A 25,023-nucleotide genomic window follows, 5' to 3' on the forward strand; every position below is an offset into this window, starting at 1 on the left:
GTAAGCTATCGGGCATTCTCTAAAGTGAAGCATTGATAGCGAAAAGTAGTTTACTATTTTTGATCGTACAAAATTGCGATCGCTTCACTGAATCCCACAGTTAATCCCCAAATAATGTACAAGGGGAATAGGGGGAAAATCTTTGCCTTATGGCTTGGTGAACAGAAGACATAGCAAAATATACAAGCCTGCCACATAAGGTTTTTTGAATAGCAGCGTATCGATTAGGAGTGTGTGAACGATGTACGAAAAGATTACCCCCCCCGCAACCGGAGCAAAAATCACCTTCAAAAATGGTGAACCAATCGTACCAGACAATCCAATTATCCCCTTTATTCGTGGCGATGGTACAGGTATAGACATCTGGCCTGCTACCCAAAAGGTGCTAGATGCGGCGGTAGCCAAAGCATATAAGGGTCAGCGTCAAATTAGCTGGTTCAAGGTTTACGCTGGAGACGAAGCTTGCGATTTATACGGAACTTATCAGTATTTACCTCAAGACACTTTGACGGCAATTGAAGAGTATGGTGTAGCTATTAAAGGGCCTTTGACTACTCCTGTTGGCGGGGGAATTCGTTCTTTAAATGTGGCGCTGCGGCAAATTTTTGACTTGTATGCCTGCGTGCGTCCTTGCCGTTACTATGCGGGTACGCCCTCTCCCCACAAAAACCCCGAAAAGCTGGATGTAATTGTTTATCGGGAGAATACGGAAGATATCTATTTAGGCATTGAGTGGCGACAAGGTAGCGAAATCGGCGATCGCTTAATTAAAATTCTCAATGAAGAACTAATCCCCGCTACCCCAGAACACGGAAAAAAACGCATTCCTCTTGATTCTGGGATTGGCATCAAACCCATCAGCAAAACTGGTTCCCAGCGTCTAGTCAGACGTGCCATCAAACACGCCTTGCTATTGCCCAAACACAAGCAACAAGTGACTTTGGTGCATAAAGGCAACATCATGAAGTACACCGAAGGCGCTTTCCGCGATTGGGGTTATGAACTAGCAACCAGCGAATTTCGCCAAGAAACTGTCACCGAACGAGAATCTTGGATTTTGAGTAACAAGGAAAAAAATCCGAATATTTCCTTGGAAGAAAACGCCCGCGAGATCGATCCTGGGTTTGATAGTCTCACGGATGAGAAAAAAGCGCAAATTGTCAAGGAAGTTGAAACTGTTCTTAACTCAATTTGGTCAACCCACGGCGATGGCAAATGGAAAGAGAAAGTTTTGGTGAATGACCGGATTGCTGACAGTATTTTCCAACAAATCCAAACCAGACCGGATGAGTATTCGATTTTGGCGACAATGAACTTAAACGGCGATTACTTGTCTGATGCTGCTGCTGCTATTGTTGGGGGTTTGGGAATGGGGCCAGGGGCAAATATTGGCGATTCTAGTGCCATATTTGAAGCTACCCACGGTACAGCACCCAAACACGCCGGCTTAGATCGGATTAATCCTGGTTCAGTGATTTTATCTGGTGTGATGATGCTGGAATTTTTGGGTTGGCAAGAAGCCGCAGACCTAATTAAGAAAGGTTTAAGCGATGCGATCGCCAGTAGTCAAGTAACCTACGATTTAGCCCGGTTGCTAGAACCGCCAGTTGAACCCTTGAAATGTTCCGAATTTGCCGAGGCAATTATTCAACATTTTGGTTAATTCTATTAGGGTTAAGTCAAATTACCCCACCCTAACCCTGCCCTTATAAAGGGGAGCCACTGCGTTGGGCGGCTTCGCCGACTTGAAGCGTGTGGCGTGAGGGAACTGGATTTATTTCTTATTTCCCCCCCTTTACAAGGGGGGATTAAGGGGGGTAATTTGACTTGTGTATACACGCTTTTTAAGGGGGTTAGGGGGGGATGAACAAATATTTAATACTCCTCAGACATCCTCTGATAAATCAACCATTTTCAAAAAGCAAAATGGCATTTGATTTGCGTAAAATACCAGAATCAAAAAGCAAACTGGGGTTTGAGTAAGTCAAAGCTTCTTTTACTTGCGGAAAACACCAAAATGAGTAAGCAAAAGCTTCTTCTGAGTAAGTCAAAGCTTCTTTTACTTGCGGAAAACACCAAAATGAGTAAGTCAAAGCTTCTTTTGCTTGCGGAAAACACCAAAATGAGTAAGCAAAAGCTTCTTTTGAGTAAGTCAAAGCTTCTTTTGCTTGCGGAAAACACCAAAATGAGTAAGCAAACCGGAGTTTGAGAAAGTCAAAGCTTCTTTTGAGAAAGTAATTGCGGATTTTGCTTATTGAATTTAGTCATAATATAAAATTTAGATAAAATTATTGAAAAAATTACTGATAAATTTTGAGCCGTTAGATTTGAAAGTAGTTTTCATGTATTTGAACCACACCTGTTGTAAGGACACAGTATTGCTCATAGGTGTCAACTTCAGCTGGAAATAGTTTATCTGTTGGCTGGCATCCCCGCCCGAAAATAAATTTTCCGGCTTTTAGCTTAAGTCTACTGAAGTAGACTGGAGATTTTTGGCGATATTTAGTCATATAAAGATGACTTTATACCAAGCGTGAAAAATGATTGCGACAGATGGAAAACTGAAACACTTATCCAATGGATGTTTCACAATCCAAAATCGTTCGACTGAGCGACTTGCCTTGAGTTTCGACTGCGCGGTAATCGAGCGACTTGTACTGAGCGTAGTCGAAGTAAGTCGAGATTCAACTACCGCGAAGTCGAAAGGAGCCGAAGTCTAAAATCTAAAATCCAAAATGGTATTAGCTATGAGACGGGAATTTTAATTCCCGGCGGACAAGGGGTTTGGCGTTAAGTTTACACCAATGAGCATTGCTGTGCCCCTACCGCGTGGTCTATTTACCTGAAAATAGCTGTTTCTCCATTAATTCGGATTTAACCCAATCGGTACTTGCTTTACCTGTGATTTTGCTAATTTATCAGGTGCGATCGCTCCATTCTCTGTAATGATGGCTGTAATCAACTCAGCCGGGGTGACATCAAAAGCTGGGTTGTAAAAATCTACACCCGCAGGTGTGAGAATGGTATCGCCAACTTGATAGATTTCTGTTGGTTCGCGTTCTTCAATGGGAATTTGGCTGCCATCAGCTAATTCAAAATCAACGGTGGAAAGGGGTGCAGCCACAAAAAAGGGGATATTATGTGCTTTAGCTGCGATCGCTACACTGTATGTACCAATTTTATTGGCAGTGTCACCATTAGCAGCAATGCGATCGGCACCCACAACTACGGCATGAATCAAACCCTGTTTCATGCAATGGGCTGCCATATTATCAGTAATTAATGTAACTGGAATACCTTCTTGCACGCATTCCCAAGTGGTGAGTTTTGCACCTTGCAAACGAGGACGAGTTTCGTCGGCAAATAAACGCTCTAAACGTCCTTCTCTCCAAGCAGAACGCACAACACCCAAGGCTGTGCCATATCCGGCTGTAGCTAATGCCCCAGCGTTGCAGTGAGTAAGTAACCTGAGCTTTTCTGGAGTATTGGGCAAGACTGCCAAACCATTGTCGCCGATCGCTTGACAGGTTTGCAAATCTTCAACGTTGATTGCTTGGGCTGTTTGGAAAAGGGTTTGCTTGATGTCTTCTACTGTTCCCAGCGTTTCGTAGGCAGCTTTCAGCATCCGGCTAATTGCCCAAAATAAATTTACCGCCGTCGGACGAGTAGAACGCAACAACTGGGCTACTTTATCTAAGTGTTGCAAAAATTCGGTGCGATCGCTTGTCTCAATTTCCCTTGCACCAAGATACATTCCATAAGCCGCAGCCACACCAATTGCAGGCGCACCTCGCACAATCATAGTTTTAATCGCCCGCGCCATATCTTCACTGCGGTGAATTTCTACAAATGTATATTCGTTGGGTAAGCGAGTTTGGTCAATTAGTGACACTGAGTCGTTGTGCCAAATAACGGGATAAACCTGGTTTGTCGAAGGTGTCATAGAAAAAGGTCGTTAGTAAAGGGTCAATATTTTTTACTTTAATGCACACTGATGATTTCATTCTTAAACTGATTAAACGTTCTGAGTATGGATTTAAAAGCTTTGAAAATTTTAGAGTTAGATGCTCTGATGAAATTGGTATTTTATTTATTAGTTTGGTATATAGCGTTTCCCGGCCTGCTGAGGTACTGAGTAAATCACTAATAAAATTAGGTAAACCTCTGCGTACCTTTGCGTTTGACTCTGCGCTCCTCTGCGTTTAAAAACATTATTTCTGTACCTCACGTAACTAGGAATTGCTATAGTCAAATCCTAAAAAATCAAAAAAATAGAGCAGTTGCACTGTAATACAACTGCTCTAAAAATTACTGAGATAGATATTTACTCTACCTATCCACAGACCCCATAATTACGTCAACACTACCGAGAATCACCACAATATCTGCAACCTTCATCCCGCGCAGTAAATGTGGAACAATTTGGAGATTGTTGAAATCTGCGGCGCGAATCTTCCAACGTGCAGGGAAGACGTTATCATCGCCAACCAAATAAATTCCCAATTCACCTTTGCCACTTTCTACACGGGCGTAGATTTCACCCTTGGGCATCTTGAAAGTGGGGGAAACTTTTTTGCCGATGAATTGGTAATCAAATGCGTCCCACTCAGATTTTTTACCTGCGGCTAAACGCTTGGCTTCCAGATTTTCGTAAGGGCCGCCAGGAAGTCCTTTAATTGCTTGGCGAATAATTTTTACAGATTCGCGCATTTCCCGCATCCGCACTACGTAACGGGCAAAGCAATCACCGGCGGTTTCCCATTGCACATCCCAGTCGAAATCGTCGTAACATTCGTAATGGTCAACTTTCCGCAAATCCCATTGCACGCCAGAAGCGCGTAACATTGGGCCAGAAAGTCCCCAGTTAATTGCTTCTTCTCGCGTGATAGTACCAATACCCTCAATACGCCGCCGGAAGATGGGGTTATCAGTTACTAAACGTTCGTACTCATCAACTTTGGGTATAAAGTAGTCGCAAAATTCCAGACACTTATCTACCCAACCGTAAGGTAAATCAGCTGCTACTCCACCAACGCGGAAGTAGTTGTTATTTACCATTCGATAACCTGTGGCTGCTTCCCACAAATCATAAATCATCTCCCGTTCCCGGAACTGGTAGAAAAAGGGAGTTTGTGCGCCTACGTCAGCTAGGAAGGGGCCAAACCATAGCAAGTGGTTAGCAATGCGGTTCAACTCCAGCATGATGACGCGGATGTAGCTAGCACGTTTGGGAACAGCGACACCTGCAAGTTTTTCTGGGGCGTTAACAGTAACCGCTTCGTTGAACATTCCCGCCGCGTAGTCCCAGCGACTAACATAAGGAACGTACATTACATTAGTGCGGTTCTCAGCAATTTTTTCCATTCCTCGGTGCAAATAGCCGATAACTGGTTCACAGTCAACGACATCCTCGCCATCCAGAGTCATGATTAGCCGCAGAACCCCGTGCATTGAGGGGTGGTGTGGCCCCATGTTTAGCACCATTGGTTCAGTGCGGGTTTCTAGTCTGGTCATAGATTTCGTGTTCTCCGTTCGTGAAAATATTGAATTCAACCGCGCAGATGCCAACTAGACCCAATTTATCTTGTTTGTCAAGCCAAAGTAAGGGTTGTGGGAAGAGAGATTTGATTTGATGTTTAATTTTGTTGCACTTCTTCAACTATTATATGGAAGCTCGATATGCACTTAATTAAGGCATCGAATTTTTTTATCTCATGGTGCTGAGAGGACGAGGTGAAAGAAGATGCGTTTTCTCAATGATAACTATTGACTTCTGAGTTTCTACGTAAGCTAAAGAGATATTGTGTCAGCTATATTACAGTTTTATGACGCTGATACATATTTATGACTTTCAATCAAGAGCGTTTCGATCGGCTAATTCAAAAGTTAGAAGTTTTTGCTCACAAACAACCACGTCTTTATAAATTGCACGTTGCTTTTTTGGCTACTTTGGGATACGCATATATATTTTTGGTTCTAGCTGTAACATTAACTCTGCTGGTAGGTATTATTTTTGGGATACTTAATACTCAGTCAATTTCTAACTTATCTTTGACAGGTCTTCTGTTTTGCCTGACGTTAGCATTCGTATTAGTGCGATCGCTTTGGGTTTCTTTCCCTCCACCAACAGGTTTACCATTACAATCCAAAGATGTACCCAATCTCTATTCTTTAATTAACGAAATCTCATCGAAGCTAAAAGCTCCACGGTTTCACCACATCCTGCTGACCAACGATTTTAATGCAGCAGTTGTCCAAAGACCACGCTTAGGTTTGCTGGGATGGCAGCAAAATTACTTAATTGTCGGTTTACCACTGATGTTAGCACTGCCACCCGAACAATTTCGTGCCGTTTTAGCCCATGAACTAGGACATTTATCAGGAAATCACAGCCGCTTTAGAGGTTGGATTTATCGCCAACGCGAAACTTGGTATCGCATTCTTAAGGGACTCCAACAAAGTGGACACGATCTATCATTGTTAATTTTTCAACTGTTCTTGATATGGTACATTCCATTTTTTAATGCCTATTCTTTTGTATTAGCACGAATGAATGAATATGAGGCAGATAGATGTGCTGTTGAGCTAACGGGGGAACAAAATGCTGCTGAAGCTTTGATAAATGTGGAGGTCAAAGCTAGATTTCTAGAAAGATATTTTTGGTCTAGTATTTATAAACAATCACAAACAGAGATTGAACCACCAATAATGACTTATATGGAAATGAGGCAGGCTTTAAGTCAGAGACTTAATCAGGAAATTACAAGTGCTTATTTAAGTGAAGCTTTAACGGAAAAAACCAACAATGCTGATACTCACCCTTGCCTGACAGATAGATTAAAAGCCTTGGGATATATCGCCGATACTCAGCAGGAATTAGCTATCTTTGCACCAATTGAAATTAGTGCGGCCCAAGAATTTTTAGGCGAGACAGTAGAAATTTTTATTGATTATTTTAGTCTAAATTGGCGAGAAAATATAGCAACACTTTGGCGACAAAAATATGCTGAGTTTCAAAAATTGATAGCTACATTAAAAGATTTAAATTACAAATCGCAAAAACAACAGCTAACTTTAAAAGAAGCTATTCAGCAAGCATTTTTGACATTGAAAATTGAGGGCGAAGAAGCTGTTATACCTCTATTACAAGAAATTCTTCATCGTGATGCTTATCATGCATCAGCTAATTATTTACTAGGTGAAATATTATTAAAAAAACAAGATGCGACTGGAATACAATACATTGAGAAGGCAATAGAGCAAGACTCAAATATAGTTATAGTAGGTTGTCAGATAATTTGCGATTTTCTGAAAAACCAAGGTAAAAACAAGGAGGCGAAGTTTTATCAAGAACGTGCAGAAAATCATCATAAATTAATTTTAAAAGCACAGAAAGAGCGCTCTAGTTTGAAAATAAATGATAAATTTGACTATCATGATATCTCTGAAATAGAGGTAAATAAGCTTCGTCAGCAGTTATCTCATTACCCGCAGATAATAACTGCTTATTTAGTTAAAAAGAATCTGCAATATTTTCCTGAAAAACCACTTTATGTTATAGCTGTTAAGCGTGGATTTAGTTTTTGGGAAGGTAGTCGTATTTATGAAAACGATAACTCTAAAATTGTTCAGGGCTTATTAAAGGAAAATGAATTGCCCGATAATGTATTCATTTTTATTTTAAATAGACATTTAAATATGGAGAAAAAACTAAAACGGATACCAAATTCGATGATTTACCAGAAAAAAGGTAAAAAATAGTACTACTGATGCTTAAAGCTCAACATTCAAAGCTGACGCTGAGTGTTGAGTTTATGATATTTTCTTTTGTGGCTTAGTGGTTTAAAAACTATTTTTTAGCTAGAAACCACAAACACACAAACAAAAGAATACATAATTAAAGTTCATCTGTGGTTTTTTGCCCTAAGTCTCATGAATCCTCAGCTAGCTATTGAAGAACCGATATTTTCTCATCTACCAGTGTTACCGCAGGAAACGATCGCAGGTTTAGCGGTATCTCCAGGAGGTCATTATCTTGATGCAACGGTAGGCGGTGGAGGGTCACAGCCGTTTGATTTTAGCAGCTGCGCCAAATGTGCGGGTAACGGCGATTGACCAAGATGAGGAGGCTTTAGCAGCAGCGAGGAAAGAATTAGCTGAGTTTGGCGATCGCGTACAATTTATTCATCGCAATTTTGCGAATTACGAATTTCCCCCCAACACTTTCGATGGTATTTTAGCCGATTTGGGGGTAAGTTCTTACCATTTAGATCGAGCAGAAAGGGGTTTTAGCTTTCGCCAAGCTGCAAATTTGGATATGCGAATGGATCGGGGGCGATCGCTAACTGCTGCTGATGTGATTAATAATTGGGATGAAGCGGAATTAGCTGATATTTTCTTTAAGTACGGTGAGGAGAGATTATCGCGGCGCATTGCGAGACGGATTGTCGAACGGCGACCGTTACACACGACTACAGAATTGGCTGAGGCGATCGCTTCTTCAGTTCCTCCAAAATACCGTTATGGGAGAATTCATCCCGCTACCCGTGTTTTTCAAGCTCTGCGAATTGTCGTCAATGATGAGTTAAAATCTCTAGAAACCTTTTTGGATAAAGCACCAAATGCCCTTGTCCCTGGCGGTAGAATTGCGATTATCAGTTTCCACAGTTTGGAAGATCGTCCGGTGAAGCATGGTTTAAGAAATTCACCTTTATTAAAGGTCTTGACAAAAAAGCCAATTATTGCTCAAGAAGAGGAAATTGAGAAAAATCCGCGATCGCGATCGGCCAAACTGAGGATAGCAGAAAAACTGCTGTAAGCCTTAAACTGCTCCATCTCGTGGTTCAGAACTGCTGCGAATACGCTCTATGAACTGAGGATAATTTTCTAAATCTTGTTCTGACTCTAACGGTGGCATTTCAATCCAATTACCTTCGATATGCAGCTTATCCACATAAGCATAGAAGGCTTCCCGATCTTCCCGATGAGCAAGAACGTAATCATGTAACTCTTTCTGGCTCATTGTATGAAAATTAGGCTTGCTCATCCTATGTATCTCGATTTACCGTTAGGGTATATTTCTATAATATTTTCCTCACCTGCCAAGAAAAATAGATTTTTTGTCCGTTCATCCATACGAACAATATAAATAGGCAAGTAAAGCTTAGTAAACCAACAGCACAATATGTAACACTGTGTTTTTTGTTCTGGTGTAGGAATAATCTAAACTCCTTAAGGCAATTTCCGTTAATAAATCTACCGCCGCCGTTGGTTTCGACTTCGCTCAACCAACTAAGGGATCGAGAGTTGAGCGAAGTCGAAACTCGTCAACCTGGGTATTCAAACATCTATGCAGCTTGGGCAAGCCATACTTGCTGCTAACGCTTTAAAAGTTTCAGAGCAATTCCTTGTGGGAAATGATATCAACTTCGCTCAAACAACGATCTGTTAATCTAGCGTTGTTGAAGAGTTAAAAAATAATAAATGGAAATTAGTAATCTGTTTGCAGCAGGTGGCGTGGTCATGTGGCCTCTGCTGGCATTTTCTTTGTTAGGAGTGGCGCTGATTATCGAACGGATCATCTTTTGGGTAAAGATAAATAATCGGCAAAACAAGGTGGTGCAAGAGGTGCTACACCTTTATCGCCTTGATAATGTAGTTAGTGCTTTAGATAAATTGCACAAAAATGCTGATTTACCCCTAGCTCGAATTTTTTTAGCAGCTTTAGAATTGCAAGAGGCGACACCAGACGAATTTCGTTTGGCATTAGAAAGTGAAGCACAAGCCGAAATCCCTTTACTCAAGCGCTCGCAAAATATTTTTGAGACAATTATTGGTCTTGCGCCTTTGTTAGGACTTCTCGGCACTGTATTAGGATTAATTAACTCTTTTGCTTCTCTGAATATCGGAGATGTGGGAGGTAGTAAAACAACAGGTGTGACAGCTGGAATTAGTGAAGCTTTAGTATCCACAGCATCAGGGTTGGTAGTGGCAATCTTTACACTATTATTTGCCAATACCTTCCGCGGACTCTACCAGCGCCAGATTGCTTGGATTCAAGAATATGGCGGACAGTTAGAATTACTCTACCGTCGTCGCTACGAAAGAGCAGATAAATCATATCCGCCAAATAAATGAAGCAAAACTGGGTAATTGTAAATTAGCAATCAGTAATTGGGATTAGTTCACTATTTGTTACTGAATTTTGCTCTAAAACTTTTGACTCTAATAGTATTCTAAAATGACGAATAGCTTTGTTCGCTACAGTTATTGAGGAAATATTCCATGACTATTTGGGTAAATGAGCAAATCGATCCGTCTGGGATGATTCATGCCTGTATTGCCACTCGTAATGAATCTCAAGCCAAAGATTGCCATGATTCATTTCAGAATAATTTGACTGAGAGGCAAAAAGCAGCAGGTTGGGTGGCACGATTGCGGACAGTCGATTCTTGGGATGAAGTGCCGGTGAATTCTTTAAAACTCAATTAATTGGGTGTTATAGAAATTAGGCTGCATAGCTGAAGTATTTCCTGGCAGACATAATTACTTTTGTTATTTTCTGCTTACTTCAACCTGCTTTGCTTTTTTGGGATTTCGATCTAACATATTTCATCCACGTAGGCGTAGCCCGCCATCGGCATCGCTTGTCTAACACACGCTGCATTTCTGCCAATACCTACAGCGATCGCAGCAAATTCTATGAGAACAGGTTAATAAAGGATAAAATTCGGATTAAATTTTTCAAATTATTATTAACTGCTTCCCAAAAAAGTAACATATTATAGAAAAATGATGATTTTTCTTAACTTTTAAGAGGTATCATCTATACCGGAGATTAAATTAAAAAATTTGTATAAGCCGAATCAATTTAGTGAACTATCCCAAAGTTTACACTTCGGAGCAAGTCTGTCCTATTAATTTAGTTGGCGAAACAGGACAAGCGGTTCAAATTTCAATTCATGCTCCCAGTCAATATATCTGTGCCAACTGCGAACGGATATTACCAGATTGGAAACGGCAGCCATTTTTACGAGTAGTGATTGTATTACAACAATCGCGTTATCAATTAGTCGAAAAGACACTAGAAGTAGAGTCAGAGAAAGAACGCTTACGAGAAAAGTTTATGAGATTTGGCTGTGATTTAGCATTTAATCTGCGCGATCGCGGCTATTTAACCGATCTGATTGACCCTCGCACAGGCTATCCTTTACTCTCCCATCCCGGAGCAATTCCTCACGATGACACAGCAGTTGTCAAAGCTTTGCTAAACTATCCGGTAATTAAAAATCAATGCCGTGTGTTAGTTCATCCCGATTGGGGTGCAGCAGTTTATCCTAGTATTTTGATATCAGAAGCTCCCCCAATTGCGATCGAATGGGTTACAAAAGGCGTAGCATCCATGCATGGGTGGAAAGAAATTAATTATTAGTCATTGGTCATTTGTCATTTGTCATTGGTCATTGGTCATTTGTCATTTGTCATTGGTCATTGGATATGTAAAGACGTATATCAGCACTTGTGTCTCCAAAGAAGTTTTTCTAAGAAGCTGGGATAGTCGAAGCGATAGTGCGGCTTGTTACTTCTCTCTCATAAGTAGATGCTACCAAGTCAAACTGGGAATGATGGCTTTTGGTTCCTGTTTGGGTAACATCTCAGGTCGATCGGCAGAGATTTCAAATTGATGATAATTTTACCCTACTACTGTCAGACTAAACTTTTAGCCTGTAGCGAAGAGAATGGTACTTTAGCAACATCTGCGGGAATTATATAACTATAACTATCGGGAATCCTGTTCCCAACTTTCTGCATATAACTGCATATAAATAGATGGGTGAGGATTGCGATCGCAAAGCGTGTCTCGTTGGGACTGAGCGAAATTTTCGCGTAGCGTCTCGTAGAGAAGCGATCGCAAGGGTTTCAAGCTTTTTATATCTCGTTGGATAGTTAGATTTATTTGTGCTTACCTAACTTAGACACCAAGTTGATTCTGAGCAAAGTGAAATACTTGTTTCATAGTTATGCTCAACCACAATTCCCATAAATACAAAATTACCTATACTTGATGTATGAAAATATTAATTCAACACCGTCATTATGATAATGAAATTAGTGGAGTTTTAACTTATATTTATTCTATTATTCCTGAATTGGAAACTAGATTAATTGAAGTTAAAACTATTTCGACCAGACAAGATAATATCGCAAAATGGTTTAGTTATATTGCTTGGGCAGATATAGTACACATGAATTCTAATGACTTATTGTTTACTTTGTTATGTAAACTCTTGCAAAAAAAGATAATTATTAAATATCATTATTCTCTTTATCAATCTACTCATACTAGTTATGAGCAGATGAACTTGACGCAACGTTTAAAAGCTGAATTGAAACACACATTGCCAAAAGCTAATTATCCATTAAAGTGGAAATTACACACTTCGATCAAATGGGCACGGCTAACCACCCGGCTTTCTACTGCCTTCTTAGCCGATTATCATACAGCTTGTAGTAACTTTTTAGGAGAATCTTCTGCTTTTCCTTGGCCAGTTGATACGTTATATAATCCGATTGAAATCAAGTCGGAAAACCAGCTTAAAACTTTAGAAAATTTATCTCAACCATATAATTTTATTTTTGTCGGGAGATTAGCAACAGACAAAGGTGTAGATATTTTATTAAAAGCAGCGCGGATTTTACAAGATGAAAAGCAAGAATTTAAAATTACTATTATTGGCGATGGCGAACAATCTCAGCAATTAAAACAGCTAACGTCTGATTTAGGAATTGCCAACAAAGTTAATTTTTTAGGTAAAGTTCCTCAAAAAGAAGTACTTCTAAAAGTTCAAGATGCTTTAGCTTTAATTGCTCCATCTCGTTGGCAAGATCCAGCACCTTACGTAGTGCAAGAAGCTTCTAGCGTTCAAACCTGCTCGATTGTCTCAAAAATGGGAGGATTGTCAGAAGTAGCAGGGCCGCACAGCCTATTTTTTGAAAATGAAGATGCAGAAGAATTGGCCAAATGTATGCGATATTGCCTAGATAATCCAGATGAAGCAATTAATCGGGGTTTTCAGTCCAGCCAATACGTTGCAGAAAAGTTTTCAGCAGCGCGTGCAGTTAATAGATTACTGGAAATTTGTAGCCAACTTACTACTAAAGCATTGGTAACAAAAGCTGATACATAATTTTTGTTATAGAGCAGCAACCTTGTAACTGAGTTATTAGAAGCTCTACCAGTTAGAATCCCTACTTTTAGGTTTAATCTAATATAGCGTCAGTTCGATGAACCTCTCCCTCTCAGCCTCCCTCTCCGAAACGGAAAGGGAGGAGCAACGAAAAATTACGGTTTTGGCTCCCCTCTCCGTGTCGGAGAGGGGTTGGGGGAGAGGTCAAAAAAGGTCTTGTCGAACTCACGTTAATATAGGACTTACGCACACTCTACGATTCTTCTCTACGAAACGCTATGCGTTGGTGCAAGCAGATTACAGATCGGGCGGTTTGATACAATTAAAATCCCATAATACATAAGCACTTCCTTATGGCCCAGAAAACACAGCTTCTTCTACATCATTCCGACTAAGAGAATACTTGAATGAGCGTTGGATATCTTGTCCATTTTCCCCAGATTGGATATATCGCACTACGATTTGCTCAACATCAAGCCATAATTCAGCTTGCCAATTGGGTCGCTGTACACGCCAGCAATGCCTTTGTGTTTCGTCTTGTTGACAGCCTTGGTCTTTTAGCCACTGCTCAATTTGTGGCAGGGGATGATTATATAAAGGAGTATCAGAGGGAAGAAGAGCCATAGGAATTTTTGATTTTGGATTAGGGAATTGTTTAATTTTTAATTATCGGATGAGCAATTAGTTGCGATATATAGCTAATTTGCTGTTGTACAGATGTATTTGGTTGCAGCTCATGGGTTGGGAAAGCAGCCTCGCCACGAGTTAAGCCAATGGCAACTGCTAATAACAGACAACCTACAAATGTTAACACCAGCATAAATAAAGCAAATATTTCGCCAGATGATAAGGGGCGATCGCTCGCATCAAGGTAAGCTGATTTTGACCAGTCATGAGAATGGGAGACGGGATGATTCAAATCAGGGGGTGGTTGAATCACTCCAAAGCGGGAATAGCCAATTTTCAAATCGTAGCTTAATCGGCGTTCTGGATGGCTAAGGGTCGCGTAAGCTTCGTTGATTTGCTGAAATTTGGGAGTGGCGATCGCAGTCGGCAAGTCTGTAGTATCAGGATGATAGCGTTTGCTCAGTTGCCGATAAGCGCGACGAATGTCAATTACCGATGCCCAGGGATGCAGTCCTAGCAGGGAGTAATAAGTTGGTTCGCTGCTTTGTGGCATTGCCCCGTTTTGATTCACATCTGTTTGAGTCACTTTGCTCAAAGATATTTTTTATATTTTAAATCCTTTGTGAATTTCAGAAGACACAGCAGGTCTAGCATCTGATAAAATATTTTATAAAGCATTTAATTAGATGCGATGCAGATCAAAATTAATCTCGAAAATATTCAAACTCTTACCGATTTTAAGCGCAATGCCAAAGATTACGTAGAGAAGATAAAAGCAACAAAGTCTCCGCTTGTACTAACGGTGAATGGGAAAGCTGAGGTTGTAGTGCATGAAGCGCAGGCGTTTCAACAGATGATAGATGAACTCCAGCGCCTTGAAGAAGAACTGCAAAAACTCAATTTAGAAGCATTACGCAGTCAGATTGACGTTGGTATTAAGCAATTCGACAGTGGACAGTATACTGAATATAACGACGAGTCACTAACGTATTAAATCAGCACGGGGTTTAAAGGTTTCAATTTGCCGTAACTTTTCGTAAAGTTCCCGTTCTTCTTGACTAATATTTTTCGGTGTAACTATTTGAATTTCTACTAGTTGATCGCCACGTTTACCGGCATCGTTAGGATAACCTTTATTGCCTAGTCGAAATTTTTGACCAGACCCTAACTCCAGGAGGAGTGGTCATTTTCACAGGGCCATCAAGAGTAGGTGCTTCTACCTGTCCTCCTAAAACTGCCTCGCTAGGAGTAACAGGTACTTGGCAGACGATATTTAAACCTTCTAGCTTAAATAATCGATGAGGTTCAACGGTAATTTTTAAGTATAGATCGCCACCACCAACGCCTTGGTTCCGCAAACGGATGGTTTGACCTGTTACCATACCTGGAGGCATATTAACTTCTAGCGATCGCCCATCTTCCAAACGAATGCGTTCATTACCGCCTTGATAAGCTTTTTCTAGTGGAAGCGTTAATCTGGCTTCTATATCTCGGCGGGTGGTGCGAGGCGGGGGATTAACTGTATAGGCAACTTTCGTTCTGGGAGAACGGAACGGATCGCTATTATTGCCATTACTGGAGTTATTTGCCGCACTTTTATTTTTGACACCAATAACTTGATTAATAAAGCTTTCAAAGTCGGAGAATTGGCTAGGATCTACATCTTGATTCCCGTTGCGATCGCTAGCACTACTCTGCCAAGTTTTAGCCTTTGGCGTTTGTTTGTTGCCTGCAAAACCTTTTTGCTTCCAGTAGCGGCTAAACTGATCGTACTGCGATCGCTTGGCTGGGTCGGAAAGAACTTCATAAGCCTCGCCGATATCCTTAAATTTTTCTTCAGATTCTTTGTTACCCGGATTCAGATCGGGGTGATATTGCCTTGCTAACCGCCGATAAACCTTTTTAATTTCCTCAGCAGAGGCATCTTTAGATACTCCTAAAATTTCATAGTAATCGCGAAAGTTCGGCAAATTTTGCATAGTTCAATTATTTAAATTTTAGATTTTAGATGAATTAAAAGTGAGGAGTTATGAGTTAGGAGTTATGAGTTGAAAGATTTATTTTTAACTCCTGTACAGACGCGATTAATCGCGTCTCTACTCCTAACTTTTCTTATAACCAATCATTGTCTTCTTCATCATCCCAGTTATCTTGGTAGCTGGGGCGGGATTTGCGTGGAGGACGGCTTTCATAAGAGGAAGAACGATTATCGCGGTTATAATCTCTGCCATAGTCTCTGCCATAATCTTTACTGTATGAGTCGGGTTCTCGATATGTATCTCTGGGAAATTCGCGTTCTCGTTCCTTATCACCGCCAGTAAAGATATCACGGATAGTCCCAAACAAGTCATCGTCTTCATCTTCAGCATAAGTCTGGCGGACTTCCCGATTTAGCTCGTAGAGAGCATCTTGTAAGTCGGCGTAGGCTTGATCGATACCGCGATCGCTATTTTCTTGAAGACTTTCCTTCAGTTGTCGGCAAATATTATCAATTCTCTGGCGGCGGCTGCGGGCAAACTGCATACCAAATTCCAGCGCAACTTCCCTCAGTTGTCGTTCTGCTTGGAAAATCAACGCCTCAGAACGAGTCCGCTTTTCTATTCTTTCTTTACGTTCGCGATCGACATCGGCGTATTTTTGAGCGTCTTGAATCATCCGATTCACTTCCGACTCGTTCAAGGTGGAAGCGCCTTGAATGGTGATACTCTGCTCTCGTCCAGTGGTTCTATCTAGGGCTGTTACCTGTAAAATACCATTAGCATCAATATCAAATGACACCTGAACTTGGGGAATTCCTCGTGGTGCAGGTGGGATGCCGTAAAGCTTGAACCGTCCTAAAGACTTGTTGCTTGCTGCCATTTCCCGTTCGCCCTGGACTACGTGAATTTCCACAGTATTTTGGTTATTTTCAGACGTGGAAAAAATATCAGAACGACGTACTGGGATAGTGGTGTTGCGGGGAATAAGTTTTTTCATCACGCCACCGATGGTTTCCAATCCCAAAGAGAGGGGTGTGACATCCAAAAGCAGCACATCTTTGAGTTCGCCTGCAAGAATACCTGCTTGAATTGCTGCACCCACTCCCACGACTTCATCAGGGTTGACGTTTTCATTGGGTTCTATGCCAATCAAGTCGCGTACAAGCTGCTTCACCATTGGTATTCGTGTAGAACCGCCAACTAACACAACTTCTTCAATATCTCTAGGTGAAAGTCCGGCATCTTTGAGGGCGCGTTTTACTGGTGTCCGCAATCTTCCCACCAAATCACCACACAAACCTTCAAACTGGGAACGAGTTAAACGAGTTTCGAGATGTTTAGGGCCATCTGCCGTGGCAGTGATGAAGGGTAAATTAATCTCGGTTACACTGACAGCAGAAAGCTCAATTTTGGCTTTTTCCGCCGCTTCCATCAGACGTTGTAAAGCTTGGCGATCGCGTCTTAAGTCTACCTCTTCTGTTTCCAAAAATTGCTCTGCTAACCAATCTACGATTATTTTGTCAAAGTCATTCCCACCAAGTTGCGTATCACCACTGGTAGCTTTGACTTCAAAGATCCCATCACCTACTTCTAATATCGACACGTCAAAGGTGCCACCACCCAAGTCAAATACTAAAATAGTTTCCGTGTCACCCCGATCCAATCCATAAGCCAAAGATGCCGCAGTCGGTTCATTGAGAATCCGCAGTACTTCTAAACCGGCAATTCTGCCAGCATCGCGGGTTGCCTGCCGCTGAGAATCGTTAAAATAGGCGGGTACTGTAATCACTGCCCCTGTGACTGGTTCACCCAAATAGCGACTAGCATCGTCTGCCAATTTCTTCAGCACCATTGCCGAAATTTCTTCTGGCGCAAAATCTTTATTCAGACGAGGACAGGCAATTTTAATATTACCTACTTCGTCTTTGCGGATGGTGTAGGGTACACGCTTGGAATCTGCATTCAGTTCGCCATACTTCCGTCCAATGAAACGTTTAACTGCAAAAAAGGTATTTTGAGGATTGAGGACGGTTTGTCGCCGTGCCATTTGCCCAACCACCCTTTCACCTTCTTTGCTGAAGCCAACTACGGAGGGGGTTGTTCGCATTCCTTCTGCATTGGCAATCACCACCGGCTTGCCACCCTCCATAACGGCGACTACTGAGTTGGTTGTACCCAAGTCGATGCCGACTACCTTGCCCATGCGTTACTCTTCTCCTAAAGTGTCTTATATATTTATTATGATTGGGCGGAACTACCTCTAGCTTTGTGCTACAAGATAAAAACACCTCAATGTATAATACTCAAATACTCATCATTAAGGCAGTAAGCTAAGAAGTGCAGCTAGAGGAGATAGTTGCAAGACTAGGATAGCATTGAGACGGTTGGTGTGCCCAAGCAGCCTCAATTCTTGATATCCGCCTATTTCTGTTTAAGTTATCTGCAAATTGGTAAGTTAACCTTAAGAACGCTTGCTCTGCTTTTTTGAGTCCCTGAAAATTCTCATATTATTGCTACTACTTAAAAGATTTGAATTTAACAGAGCGATTACAGACTTTCCTGAGTGAGATCGCGCGAGAACGCGATCCTTACATGGCAACGGCTGGGCATTTTTTTGTCCAAGAATATATCCGCCAGCAATTTTCCCAATGGGGGAGTGTGGAAATCCACACCTTTGAAGTCAGAGGTAAAACTTGTAATAACTTGATATTAAATTTAGCATCCCAAGCTAAAGGGCAAAAAAAGGATTTGCCACCTATTTTAATTGGCGCTCATTATGATGGGGTTCCGGGAACAGTTGCGGCTGATGATAATGCTACAGGTGTAGCGGTGTTGCTGGAATTAGCGAGAAAATTCGCTGCCGAACCTGCGAGATATCCCTTAAGAATGGTTGCTTTCGATATGGAAGAATACGGCTTACTGGGTAGTGCTGACTATGCAGTTCTGTTGCATCAACAAAAACAACAGCTACGCTTAATGATCTCCTTAGAAATGCTGGGCTATAAGGATTCTACACCTGGTTCCCAAAGTTATCCCCCTCCTCTGGAACGCTTCTACCCAGATACGGGTGATTTTATTGCTTTAATTGGTAACTTGCGGACATTGCCTGACTTAATTGGGATGAGCCGTAATATTCGCAAAGCTGGCGTATCTAGTCAATGGCTACCCGTGCCAAATCGAGGTTTAATAGTTCCCCAAACCAGACTTAGCGATCATGCTCCATTTTGGGATTTGGGTTATTCGGCAATGATGGTGACAGATACGGCATTCTTGCGAAATCCACATTATCACAAAGTTAGTGATGCGATCGCTACTTTGGATTTAGATTTTCTGACTCGTGTATGTGAAGGTTTAGAAATGGCGATTCGGCGGTTGTGAAAAGATATTAGGAGAGGTTCATAGTTTGCCAAACAAAACTTAGCGATCGCACCTCTTTTTTAGTTGTGATTTATCTGCAATTCTCGGTACAGCTACAGTATGTTTGCGGAATATATATTATGCACAAACCGAGTAAATCGCCACTGGGATTTATTTTGATGCAGCTTTTTTCAATTGCTGATACTATCTTGCTGATGCGATCGCGCATTAGGAGTCAAAGTAATTAAATCGTCAATATTACGCTTCATTGTCTCGCAAATTGCATCTAATGGTAAATCATTAGCGTCATAACCAAAGGGATTTTCTATCTCTAAGCCAATGGCTTCAATGCCAAACACAGTGAACCCAACCAAAGCAGAAATTAAACCTGTCCACCAACCGAGACTCTCTACTATTTGAAATGGTAGCAAAAAACAATATAATATTAGCAATTGCTTCAAATGAATAGCATAAGCAAGCGGCATAGGCGTTTTTAAAATACGTTCGCAAGCACCTAAATTATCCACAAGATTATTTAATAACTCTTGCATAGATGTTAGCTGGTAGCTATTAAGGCAATTACGATTATACTGTTCCTGTAAATAATCTCCTATCCAAAAGGCAACTTCTATAGGGGGATTATTCATAATCTTCAGTTTTCTATACTTAGTCGATGGCATTAAATCTTCTAACTCGCTATTAACAGCTTCTCCTCGCAAATGTAATTTAGTTGTTACCGCAAAAGCCGCCAATAAGTTTAATGCTGTAATTTTCTTGTCTTTATCTTCTGGTGAAATTTCATCAACTGATACCCAAATTTGCCGCGCCAGATTTCGGACATTATTTACTATAGAACCCCAGCATTTTCTCCCTTCCCAAAATCGCTCATAAGCAGTATTTGTCCGAAAGACAAGTAACAAACCTAAAACAATACTAGGAATAACACTTCCTAAAATAGGTTGAGATACAGGCTTGTCAAAATGGTGAAGCAAAGAAATTAAAAATCCGAAAGCTCCACACCATAAAATATGTTTGAAAATTGCTTTCGTCACTGAACCTTTAGGCTGTAGTGCTGTGCGTAACCATTTGATTTTTCCGGTTATCATGTAGTCACCCTAATAAAATATTTATTGACCCGATACACTCAATATTTATTAGCTTAAAAATAATGATTATCAAATTAACATAATTAATAAATATTTAAAAATATATTTTTGCTAAGAACATAATAGACTGGCAACAATGTATTCTAGCTTTTGGGATACAATATTAACTCTGGTTAAATCAGGATTTCCACAGAGAGTTTTTTGATCGTCAAACAATTTTGGATTTTAGATACTTCGACTTCGCTCAGTACAAGTTTTGGATTTTGGATTGACCCCATAGATAAATCTAGGGGCTTGGGAATTTTAGATTTTAGATTTTAGATTAACTCCATAGATGAATCTAGGGGCTTGTACCATCAAGGAATGTCGGTCAATTAGATAGACATTATATAAAAGTCAAAAGCGATACATAAGCAGCAATTGTAAACAAATGTAAAAATTCTTCTGTGGCTGCATAAGCTCCACATTTTATTCCGATAAATCTATGAAAGAAAAGGTATATTCCTATCGATGATGTTTATACAGCATTAGTCGGTATTATGTACCTTAGTAAATCAAAAAGTTCTAGCCTGTAAAAATCCTGCCCTGTACATTAAACATCTAGACATAACTTATTGGGTTATGTCTTTTTTGTTGTCGTTAGTCTCGAAACGTTGAATTTCAATCAAATAACCATCAGGATCGCGGAAAAAACAATGGTAAATGTTGTACTTTTCATTTAGTGTCGGTGGCTTTTCAAATTCGACGCCACGTTTTTTGAGATATTCAAACCATTCATCTACCTGCTGTGTTACTAGGGTAAAAATAACACTTGATTGCTTATCGCTTGCAGGAGCCAATGTTTCGCTTGCTTGACACAATCCTAAGTATCCACAACCACTAACAGTATAAATTCGGCAGGTTCCTTGGTCAAGCCATAACTCCAAACCTAGCTTTTGTTCGTAGAATTCTGTAGATACATTGAGGTTATGGGTAGAAAAGAAGGTAATTTGTTGGTCGATTTGCGGATGAGTAGACATAAAACACATTTGAGTATATACCCTAACGACATCGGGCGATCGCAGATGTAAAAATTGATTGATGTTAGAAACCTGTTACTGCTCCAGAATGCCTTAAGTGCATCTGGAGTTTTTTTTTTGAAAAAAGCTATAAAAATTTTTGCAATTATCCTGATATGGCAAAAGATAGCTGAATAAGGATGCATACTGAATTATCTATATTTAATATGGGCATCACTTATTGATGTACCTCTGATACCAAACAACTCTCGCAAAACAGCCTCAGTTTATCTGGGGCTGTTTTGCGTTACTTCCAATAGAGAAGGAGTATAAACGAAAATCCTCAAATATTTTTATCTACATTTGAGTGTATACCCTGATGACGTAGGTTTTTCTCAAGGTGAAAATTTGGTATAGGTAAATGCGTATCTTTCCTGGCTCCAGATTTGTCACAAACATTTCTGGAGTTTTTTCACTGTTGAAGTTTGATATCAGCAATCTAATCTAGATTCAAGTGAGTATTTGATTTTGATTATGAACACGCATATTATAGCTGTGCAGTAAAATAAATATAAATTAGTCATAAATATTAAGTCAACAATCAGCGCGATCGCACCTATCCTTCTTGATTCGACTCAGAAGAAAAAAGTTAAGCGATCGCACTTGCAATTTTGACTAAATCAAAGTGCGATCGCCCTAAATATAAATGTTTATTTCGTTGTATATGTTACAAAAATATCCTTTTTCATTTCAACTTCTGCCGGTGCTTCTGGATCGTAAGCTGGTGATAATAAAAAACTAGCAAACGATGGCAAAGGAACTCCAGTTTTAGAACTACATGAGGGATAAAATAATGTGTAAAATGGCTCCGCGACAGAAGGAGTACTAAGCTTAACTTCCATTGCAGTTGCTAAAGCCTGAGCGCGGCTTTGAGCATCTTTCATCGCTGATTGATAAACTGAACTTTGCAAAGCCTGACAGTCATTTACCGCGTACTCAACACCCACACTCTTGACAGAAAGGTTTTCGAGTTCACTCGTTGTTTTGTTCGCTGTAGCCACAATTTCCTGAACGCGATCGCGCGTTGGTTTTTCTAGTCTCACCAATATCTTGGCGTTATTTTCGTTGGAATTAGGATTAATCTGCACTTGAATTTTATCAACACTAATGCCTTTAGCAACTAGGCTATTAACTACAGGCTGAAGAGTTGCTTTATTTAGGGATTTTTTGCTTGGTAAAGATTCTACTGCTGTTTTGTAATTTAAAAGTAGAATTTGTGAGGATATGGGGCTGGTTTCGGGTAGAGATGATGGTTGCGTTTGTAACTCATCATTGCTATCTCCGCTACTGAATACCAACTCAATATCCGCCGTATCTGCTGGCACTCTCACTACCCCTTGACCAATTACCATTAATGAATGGCGATCGCTTGCTGGTGGATAAAACAATTGGGCATTAGTGACTTTGGGTGTTAATGCTTCCATCCCGATACTCACGGAAATACTTAGCATTAGAGCAGTTATTTTTCTCATATCCTGGGATATCCTTTGAACTTAGTAATTGTCAAAGTTTACACCTCAAGAGGAATATACTTAAAAAAATTTTGAGCTAATCCCACAGACTTTAGCCGTGGGATTAGCTCAAAAATTCAAAATTCACTACGGACGTTATGATATCTCAGCAACGAGCCAAATCTTGTTAGAACTATTAACCAAACCAGTGAGAGGGTTCACAAGCTGGTTGAACTGTTTCACAAACACGATGGCTAATCCAATCTGACTTTTCTTGAACGATTAGACAAATGCCTTGGTGAATCAAATTCTGTAAATGTAGTTGCTGCTCTAAGGGTTTACGAGGCAATTTGTAATAAGCCAAGCTTCCTTGTTCAGCCTCCGCTGGAATCTGTTCATCAGACACGACGCTGTAAAAGGAGGGAATGCGGTTGAGGACGAAAGTAATTAGCTCTTGGCGTAAATCAGGAATCGCAAAGGCTTGTTGATATGGATGGGATGGATATGTATTCAAAATACTTTCAATTTCTCTCACTATTGATTGTTGTGTTAAATTGACTACCGTTTTCATGGTTTTTAAACTCCTTTTTTAATCAAGTCAATGCTTGGTGGAGAGAATAACTTTTTTAGATGGCAACTTCGTGATGACAATCAGTTAAAAGTAATTTAACTTACAGATGCAATCAACCCCGAAACTAGCCTTTTATCTTGGTACAATCTCAGACATTTGGCTTTGCTTATTTTAGTTAAAGTTTATACTGTTTCACAGCATGACTTATTAAAACAGCGTCCAATAAGCTGGTAAGTTACCGACATTTTATATTTATAATCCTAATTATTTCAAATTTATGCCAAAAAGGCAGAAATCTACATAAAACGCAGCACAAAAGCTAGGGGATCAAGATTAACAGCAACAAAAGCACTTGAATTAGGAACAAGTTTTTTCTGAAGTTAAGCTTTTTGGGTAATTGGCATCACTTTTTAGGTTCGCAGCAAAATTTGCTATTTCATTTAAAAAACTTATTTGTTGCACTTTGATTTAGTCAGTCAGAAAAATAGCGACTCACAATAGTGCAGGATCAGTCTAGCGACAGATGAAATGATTGAGCAAAAACGTTTAAAAAATTCACATTATCAAAAGATAGATGACGTAACTGATGATTAATTTCATCAGCTGCAGCTAATCCAGAAAGCATCGCACCTTCGACAAGATTGCCGCCACACCAATCACCACAGCAAACTAAAGGTAAGGGAGTTTCAGCAGACAAAAAAGCTTCGTGCCAAGGATGGCTAGGAAAGGCATAACGCCAACGATGTACTTGCATCCATTCGGGAGTATTCAGCCAAGGAAGGGACAGAGATTCAGCTGCTCGTTGCAACATATATTGTCCCGCAGGTAGTAAATCCTGTGATTCTAGATGACGTTGGGCAAAATCAGCGCTACTTTGCACCACAAAATGTGGTTGTTGAGGGTTAGGACGCTTGCTACTATCCAAACCAATCCATGCTAAATCAGCATTATCCACAAAAGTTAAAGCTTTCCACTGAGGGAGGGGTTGGGATGTAGAAGGATATCCCGCGATCGCACTAATTGAAGGATAAAATTCTACAGAACGCAAGTTATCAAAAAAGGCTGCATCCAATACACTCTCACCCAAAGATTCCAATAACATCACAGCTTGGGGTGCAGGAATAGCGACAACTATAGCTTTTGCGGTTAATTCTTCATTACTAGATTCCAGAGTCAAACGCCAGCTATCTTCGGCAGTTGGGGTAATAGCTATGACACGCTGATTCAGTAATATTTCTAAACCTGGGGCGAGGGATTTAGCGATCGCACTCATCCCCCCAGGCGCAACATAACGCGGGCTGCGGTTTTTCGGTTCAGATAAAGGAGCGCCTGTTGTAAGTTCGTAAACCTCATCTGTCCAAACTTCGAGGATATGGCGATCGCGCAATATCTCTACAAAACGTTCTAATAATTCACCCTTTGGTTTCAGGTAACAAGCCCCATGATCCGCCAAAGTTCCATACAGGCGGCGTGTAGCTAGTCTTCCTCCCAAACCACGCGACTTTTCCACCACTACCACAGAATATCCAGCTTGACTTAACTGCTGGGCACAGACTAAACCGGCAATTCCGGCACCAATCACTGCAATATCAGTCATGAGTCAATAGTCCTTAGTTAGTTATTGGTCATTAGTTATTATCAAAGGACAAAATTACTACTAATGACTGCTGAAAGCTAATAGTAGAAT

24 protein-coding genes and 2 pseudogenes are annotated in these 25,023 nt (G+C 40.5%); 10 read left to right on the top strand and 16 right to left on the bottom strand.

What is annotated here, in order from left to right; genetic code table 11:
• Positions 1-241: 241 nt before the first annotated feature.
• Positions 242-1,663 carry an NADP-dependent isocitrate dehydrogenase gene (locus NSTCB13_RS02050; protein ID WP_445629861.1) on the top strand — a complete coding sequence of 474 codons (1,422 nt, stop codon included), beginning with the start codon at positions 242-244 and terminating at the stop codon, positions 1,661-1,663.
• 241 nt (positions 1,664-1,904) lie between these two features.
• On the opposite strand, the gene NSTCB13_RS02055 is transcribed toward NSTCB13_RS02050, so the two are convergent.
• Both NSTCB13_RS02055 and NSTCB13_RS02060 read right to left on the bottom strand, forming a co-directional pair.
• Complete coding sequence (locus tag NSTCB13_RS02055; RefSeq protein ID WP_448268512.1) at positions 1,905-2,156, bottom strand: hypothetical protein; 252 nt, start codon at positions 2,154-2,156, stop codon at positions 1,905-1,907.
• A gap of 165 nt (positions 2,157-2,321) precedes the next feature.
• Positions 2,322-2,510 carry a hypothetical protein gene (locus tag NSTCB13_RS02060; RefSeq protein ID WP_448271219.1) on the bottom strand — a complete coding sequence of 63 codons (189 nt, stop codon included), beginning with the start codon at positions 2,508-2,510 and terminating at the stop codon, positions 2,322-2,324.
• A gap of 30 nt (positions 2,511-2,540) precedes the next feature.
• Between NSTCB13_RS02060 and NSTCB13_RS02065 the strand changes: the two genes are divergently transcribed.
• A complete protein-coding gene (locus NSTCB13_RS02065) occupies positions 2,541-2,720 on the top strand; it encodes a hypothetical protein (RefSeq protein ID WP_448268239.1) in 180 nt (59 codons plus the stop codon).
• A gap of 143 nt (positions 2,721-2,863) precedes the next feature.
• Here the strand turns inward: NSTCB13_RS02065 and mtnA are convergent, their stop codons facing one another.
• Together mtnA and NSTCB13_RS02075 are read right to left on the bottom strand one after the other, a co-directional pair.
• A complete protein-coding gene (gene mtnA / locus NSTCB13_RS02070; protein WP_448271220.1) occupies positions 2,864-3,943 on the bottom strand; it encodes an S-methyl-5-thioribose-1-phosphate isomerase in 1,080 nt (359 codons plus the stop codon).
• A gap of 386 nt (positions 3,944-4,329) precedes the next feature.
• Positions 4,330-5,514 (bottom strand): NAD(P)H-quinone oxidoreductase subunit H, encoded by a 1,185-nt coding sequence (locus NSTCB13_RS02075; RefSeq protein WP_448268514.1) that lies wholly within the window; start codon positions 5,512-5,514, stop codon positions 4,330-4,332.
• A gap of 411 nt (positions 5,515-5,925) precedes the next feature.
• On the opposite strand from NSTCB13_RS02075, the gene NSTCB13_RS02080 reads away from it, so the two are divergent.
• Positions 5,926-7,761, top strand: coding sequence for a M48 family metallopeptidase (locus NSTCB13_RS02080; RefSeq protein ID WP_448271221.1), 1,836 nt, complete (start codon positions 5,926-5,928; stop codon positions 7,759-7,761).
• A gap of 171 nt (positions 7,762-7,932) precedes the next feature.
• Positions 7,933-8,818, top strand: a pseudogene (gene rsmH / locus NSTCB13_RS02085) (16S rRNA (cytosine(1402)-N(4))-methyltransferase RsmH).
• Between the two features lie 3 nt (positions 8,819-8,821).
• Here the strand turns inward: rsmH and NSTCB13_RS02090 are convergent.
• Together NSTCB13_RS02090 and NSTCB13_RS02095 are read right to left on the bottom strand one after the other, a co-directional pair.
• On the bottom strand, positions 8,822-9,046 hold the full coding sequence (locus NSTCB13_RS02090; protein WP_322639032.1) for a DUF6887 family protein: 225 nt from the start codon (positions 9,044-9,046) through the stop codon (positions 8,822-8,824).
• The gene (locus NSTCB13_RS02095) at positions 9,043-9,222 is read right to left on the bottom strand and encodes a DUF6888 family protein (protein ID WP_448270338.1); all 180 of its coding nucleotides are present in this window, start codon (positions 9,220-9,222) and stop codon (positions 9,043-9,045) included. The genes NSTCB13_RS02090 and NSTCB13_RS02095 overlap by 4 nt, the downstream gene beginning before the upstream one ends.
• Before the next feature lie 261 nt (positions 9,223-9,483).
• On the opposite strand from NSTCB13_RS02095, the gene NSTCB13_RS02100 reads away from it, so the two are divergent.
• From NSTCB13_RS02100 to NSTCB13_RS02110, 3 genes are all read left to right on the top strand, one after another.
• The gene (locus tag NSTCB13_RS02100) at positions 9,484-10,137 is read left to right on the top strand and encodes a MotA/TolQ/ExbB proton channel family protein (protein WP_448271222.1); all 654 of its coding nucleotides are present in this window, start codon (positions 9,484-9,486) and stop codon (positions 10,135-10,137) included.
• A gap of 147 nt (positions 10,138-10,284) precedes the next feature.
• Entirely contained in the window at positions 10,285-10,491 is a 207-nt protein-coding gene (locus tag NSTCB13_RS02105) for a glycogen debranching protein (protein ID WP_194046500.1), read from the top strand.
• Between the two features lie 382 nt (positions 10,492-10,873).
• A complete protein-coding gene (locus tag NSTCB13_RS02110) occupies positions 10,874-11,431 on the top strand; it encodes a methylmalonic aciduria and homocystinuria type D protein (RefSeq protein ID WP_448271223.1) in 558 nt (185 codons plus the stop codon).
• Between the two features lie 348 nt (positions 11,432-11,779).
• Here the strand turns inward: NSTCB13_RS02110 and NSTCB13_RS02115 are convergent, their stop codons facing one another.
• Positions 11,780-11,923 (bottom strand): hypothetical protein, encoded by a 144-nt coding sequence (locus tag NSTCB13_RS02115; protein ID WP_448271224.1) that lies wholly within the window; start codon positions 11,921-11,923, stop codon positions 11,780-11,782.
• A 145-nt stretch (positions 11,924-12,068) separates the two neighbouring features.
• On the opposite strand from NSTCB13_RS02115, the gene NSTCB13_RS02120 reads away from it, so the two are divergent.
• Positions 12,069-13,187 carry a glycosyltransferase family 4 protein gene (locus NSTCB13_RS02120; protein ID WP_445629854.1) on the top strand — a complete coding sequence of 373 codons (1,119 nt, stop codon included), beginning with the start codon at positions 12,069-12,071 and terminating at the stop codon, positions 13,185-13,187.
• A 351-nt stretch (positions 13,188-13,538) separates the two neighbouring features.
• Here NSTCB13_RS02120 and NSTCB13_RS02125 read toward each other — a convergent pair whose 3' ends face one another.
• Positions 13,539-13,811 (bottom strand): DUF3143 domain-containing protein, encoded by a 273-nt coding sequence (locus tag NSTCB13_RS02125; RefSeq protein ID WP_322694563.1) that lies wholly within the window; start codon positions 13,809-13,811, stop codon positions 13,539-13,541.
• Between the two features lie 31 nt (positions 13,812-13,842).
• Complete coding sequence (locus NSTCB13_RS02130; protein WP_445632018.1) at positions 13,843-14,367, bottom strand: J domain-containing protein; 525 nt, start codon at positions 14,365-14,367, stop codon at positions 13,843-13,845.
• Between the two features lie 138 nt (positions 14,368-14,505).
• On the opposite strand from NSTCB13_RS02130, the gene NSTCB13_RS02135 reads away from it, so the two are divergent.
• The gene (locus NSTCB13_RS02135) at positions 14,506-14,808 is read left to right on the top strand and encodes a type II toxin-antitoxin system prevent-host-death family antitoxin (protein ID WP_448271225.1); all 303 of its coding nucleotides are present in this window, start codon (positions 14,506-14,508) and stop codon (positions 14,806-14,808) included.
• On the opposite strand, the pseudogene NSTCB13_RS02140 reads toward NSTCB13_RS02135, so the two are convergent.
• Positions 14,797-15,793, bottom strand: a pseudogene (locus NSTCB13_RS02140) (DnaJ C-terminal domain-containing protein). The gene NSTCB13_RS02135 and the pseudogene NSTCB13_RS02140 sit on opposite strands and share 12 nt — an antisense overlap.
• A 133-nt stretch (positions 15,794-15,926) precedes the next feature.
• Positions 15,927-17,996: a molecular chaperone DnaK gene (dnaK, locus tag NSTCB13_RS02145; RefSeq protein ID WP_448271226.1), complete on the bottom strand. Its 2,070-nt coding sequence runs from the start codon at positions 17,994-17,996 to the stop codon at positions 15,927-15,929.
• A 326-nt stretch (positions 17,997-18,322) separates the two neighbouring features.
• Here dnaK and NSTCB13_RS02150 point away from each other — a divergent pair, with 326 nt between their 5' ends.
• Positions 18,323-19,171: a M28 family peptidase gene (locus NSTCB13_RS02150; protein ID WP_448271227.1), complete on the top strand. Its 849-nt coding sequence runs from the start codon at positions 18,323-18,325 to the stop codon at positions 19,169-19,171.
• Positions 19,172-19,341: 170 nt separating this feature from the next.
• Here NSTCB13_RS02150 and NSTCB13_RS02155 read toward each other — a convergent pair whose 3' ends face one another.
• The 5 genes from NSTCB13_RS02155 to NSTCB13_RS02175 all read right to left on the bottom strand — a co-directional run bounded on the left by NSTCB13_RS02155 (position 19,342) and on the right by NSTCB13_RS02175 (position 24,933).
• On the bottom strand, positions 19,342-20,256 hold the full coding sequence (locus tag NSTCB13_RS02155; protein WP_448271228.1) for a bestrophin family protein: 915 nt from the start codon (positions 20,254-20,256) through the stop codon (positions 19,342-19,344).
• Positions 20,257-20,867: 611 nt separating this feature from the next.
• The gene (locus NSTCB13_RS02160) at positions 20,868-21,275 is read right to left on the bottom strand and encodes a VOC family protein (RefSeq protein WP_448271229.1); all 408 of its coding nucleotides are present in this window, start codon (positions 21,273-21,275) and stop codon (positions 20,868-20,870) included.
• A gap of 689 nt (positions 21,276-21,964) precedes the next feature.
• Entirely contained in the window at positions 21,965-22,765 is an 801-nt protein-coding gene (locus NSTCB13_RS02165; protein ID WP_448271230.1) for an SIMPL domain-containing protein, read from the bottom strand.
• Positions 22,766-22,961: 196 nt separating this feature from the next.
• Positions 22,962-23,336 carry a hypothetical protein gene (locus tag NSTCB13_RS02170; protein WP_445629844.1) on the bottom strand — a complete coding sequence of 125 codons (375 nt, stop codon included), beginning with the start codon at positions 23,334-23,336 and terminating at the stop codon, positions 22,962-22,964.
• 508 nt (positions 23,337-23,844) lie between these two features.
• Positions 23,845-24,933 carry an NAD(P)/FAD-dependent oxidoreductase gene (locus NSTCB13_RS02175; protein WP_448271231.1) on the bottom strand — a complete coding sequence of 363 codons (1,089 nt, stop codon included), beginning with the start codon at positions 24,931-24,933 and terminating at the stop codon, positions 23,845-23,847.
• Positions 24,934-25,023: the final 90 nt, after the last annotated feature.

This window comes from Nostoc sp. DSM 114160 (genome assembly GCF_053470305.1).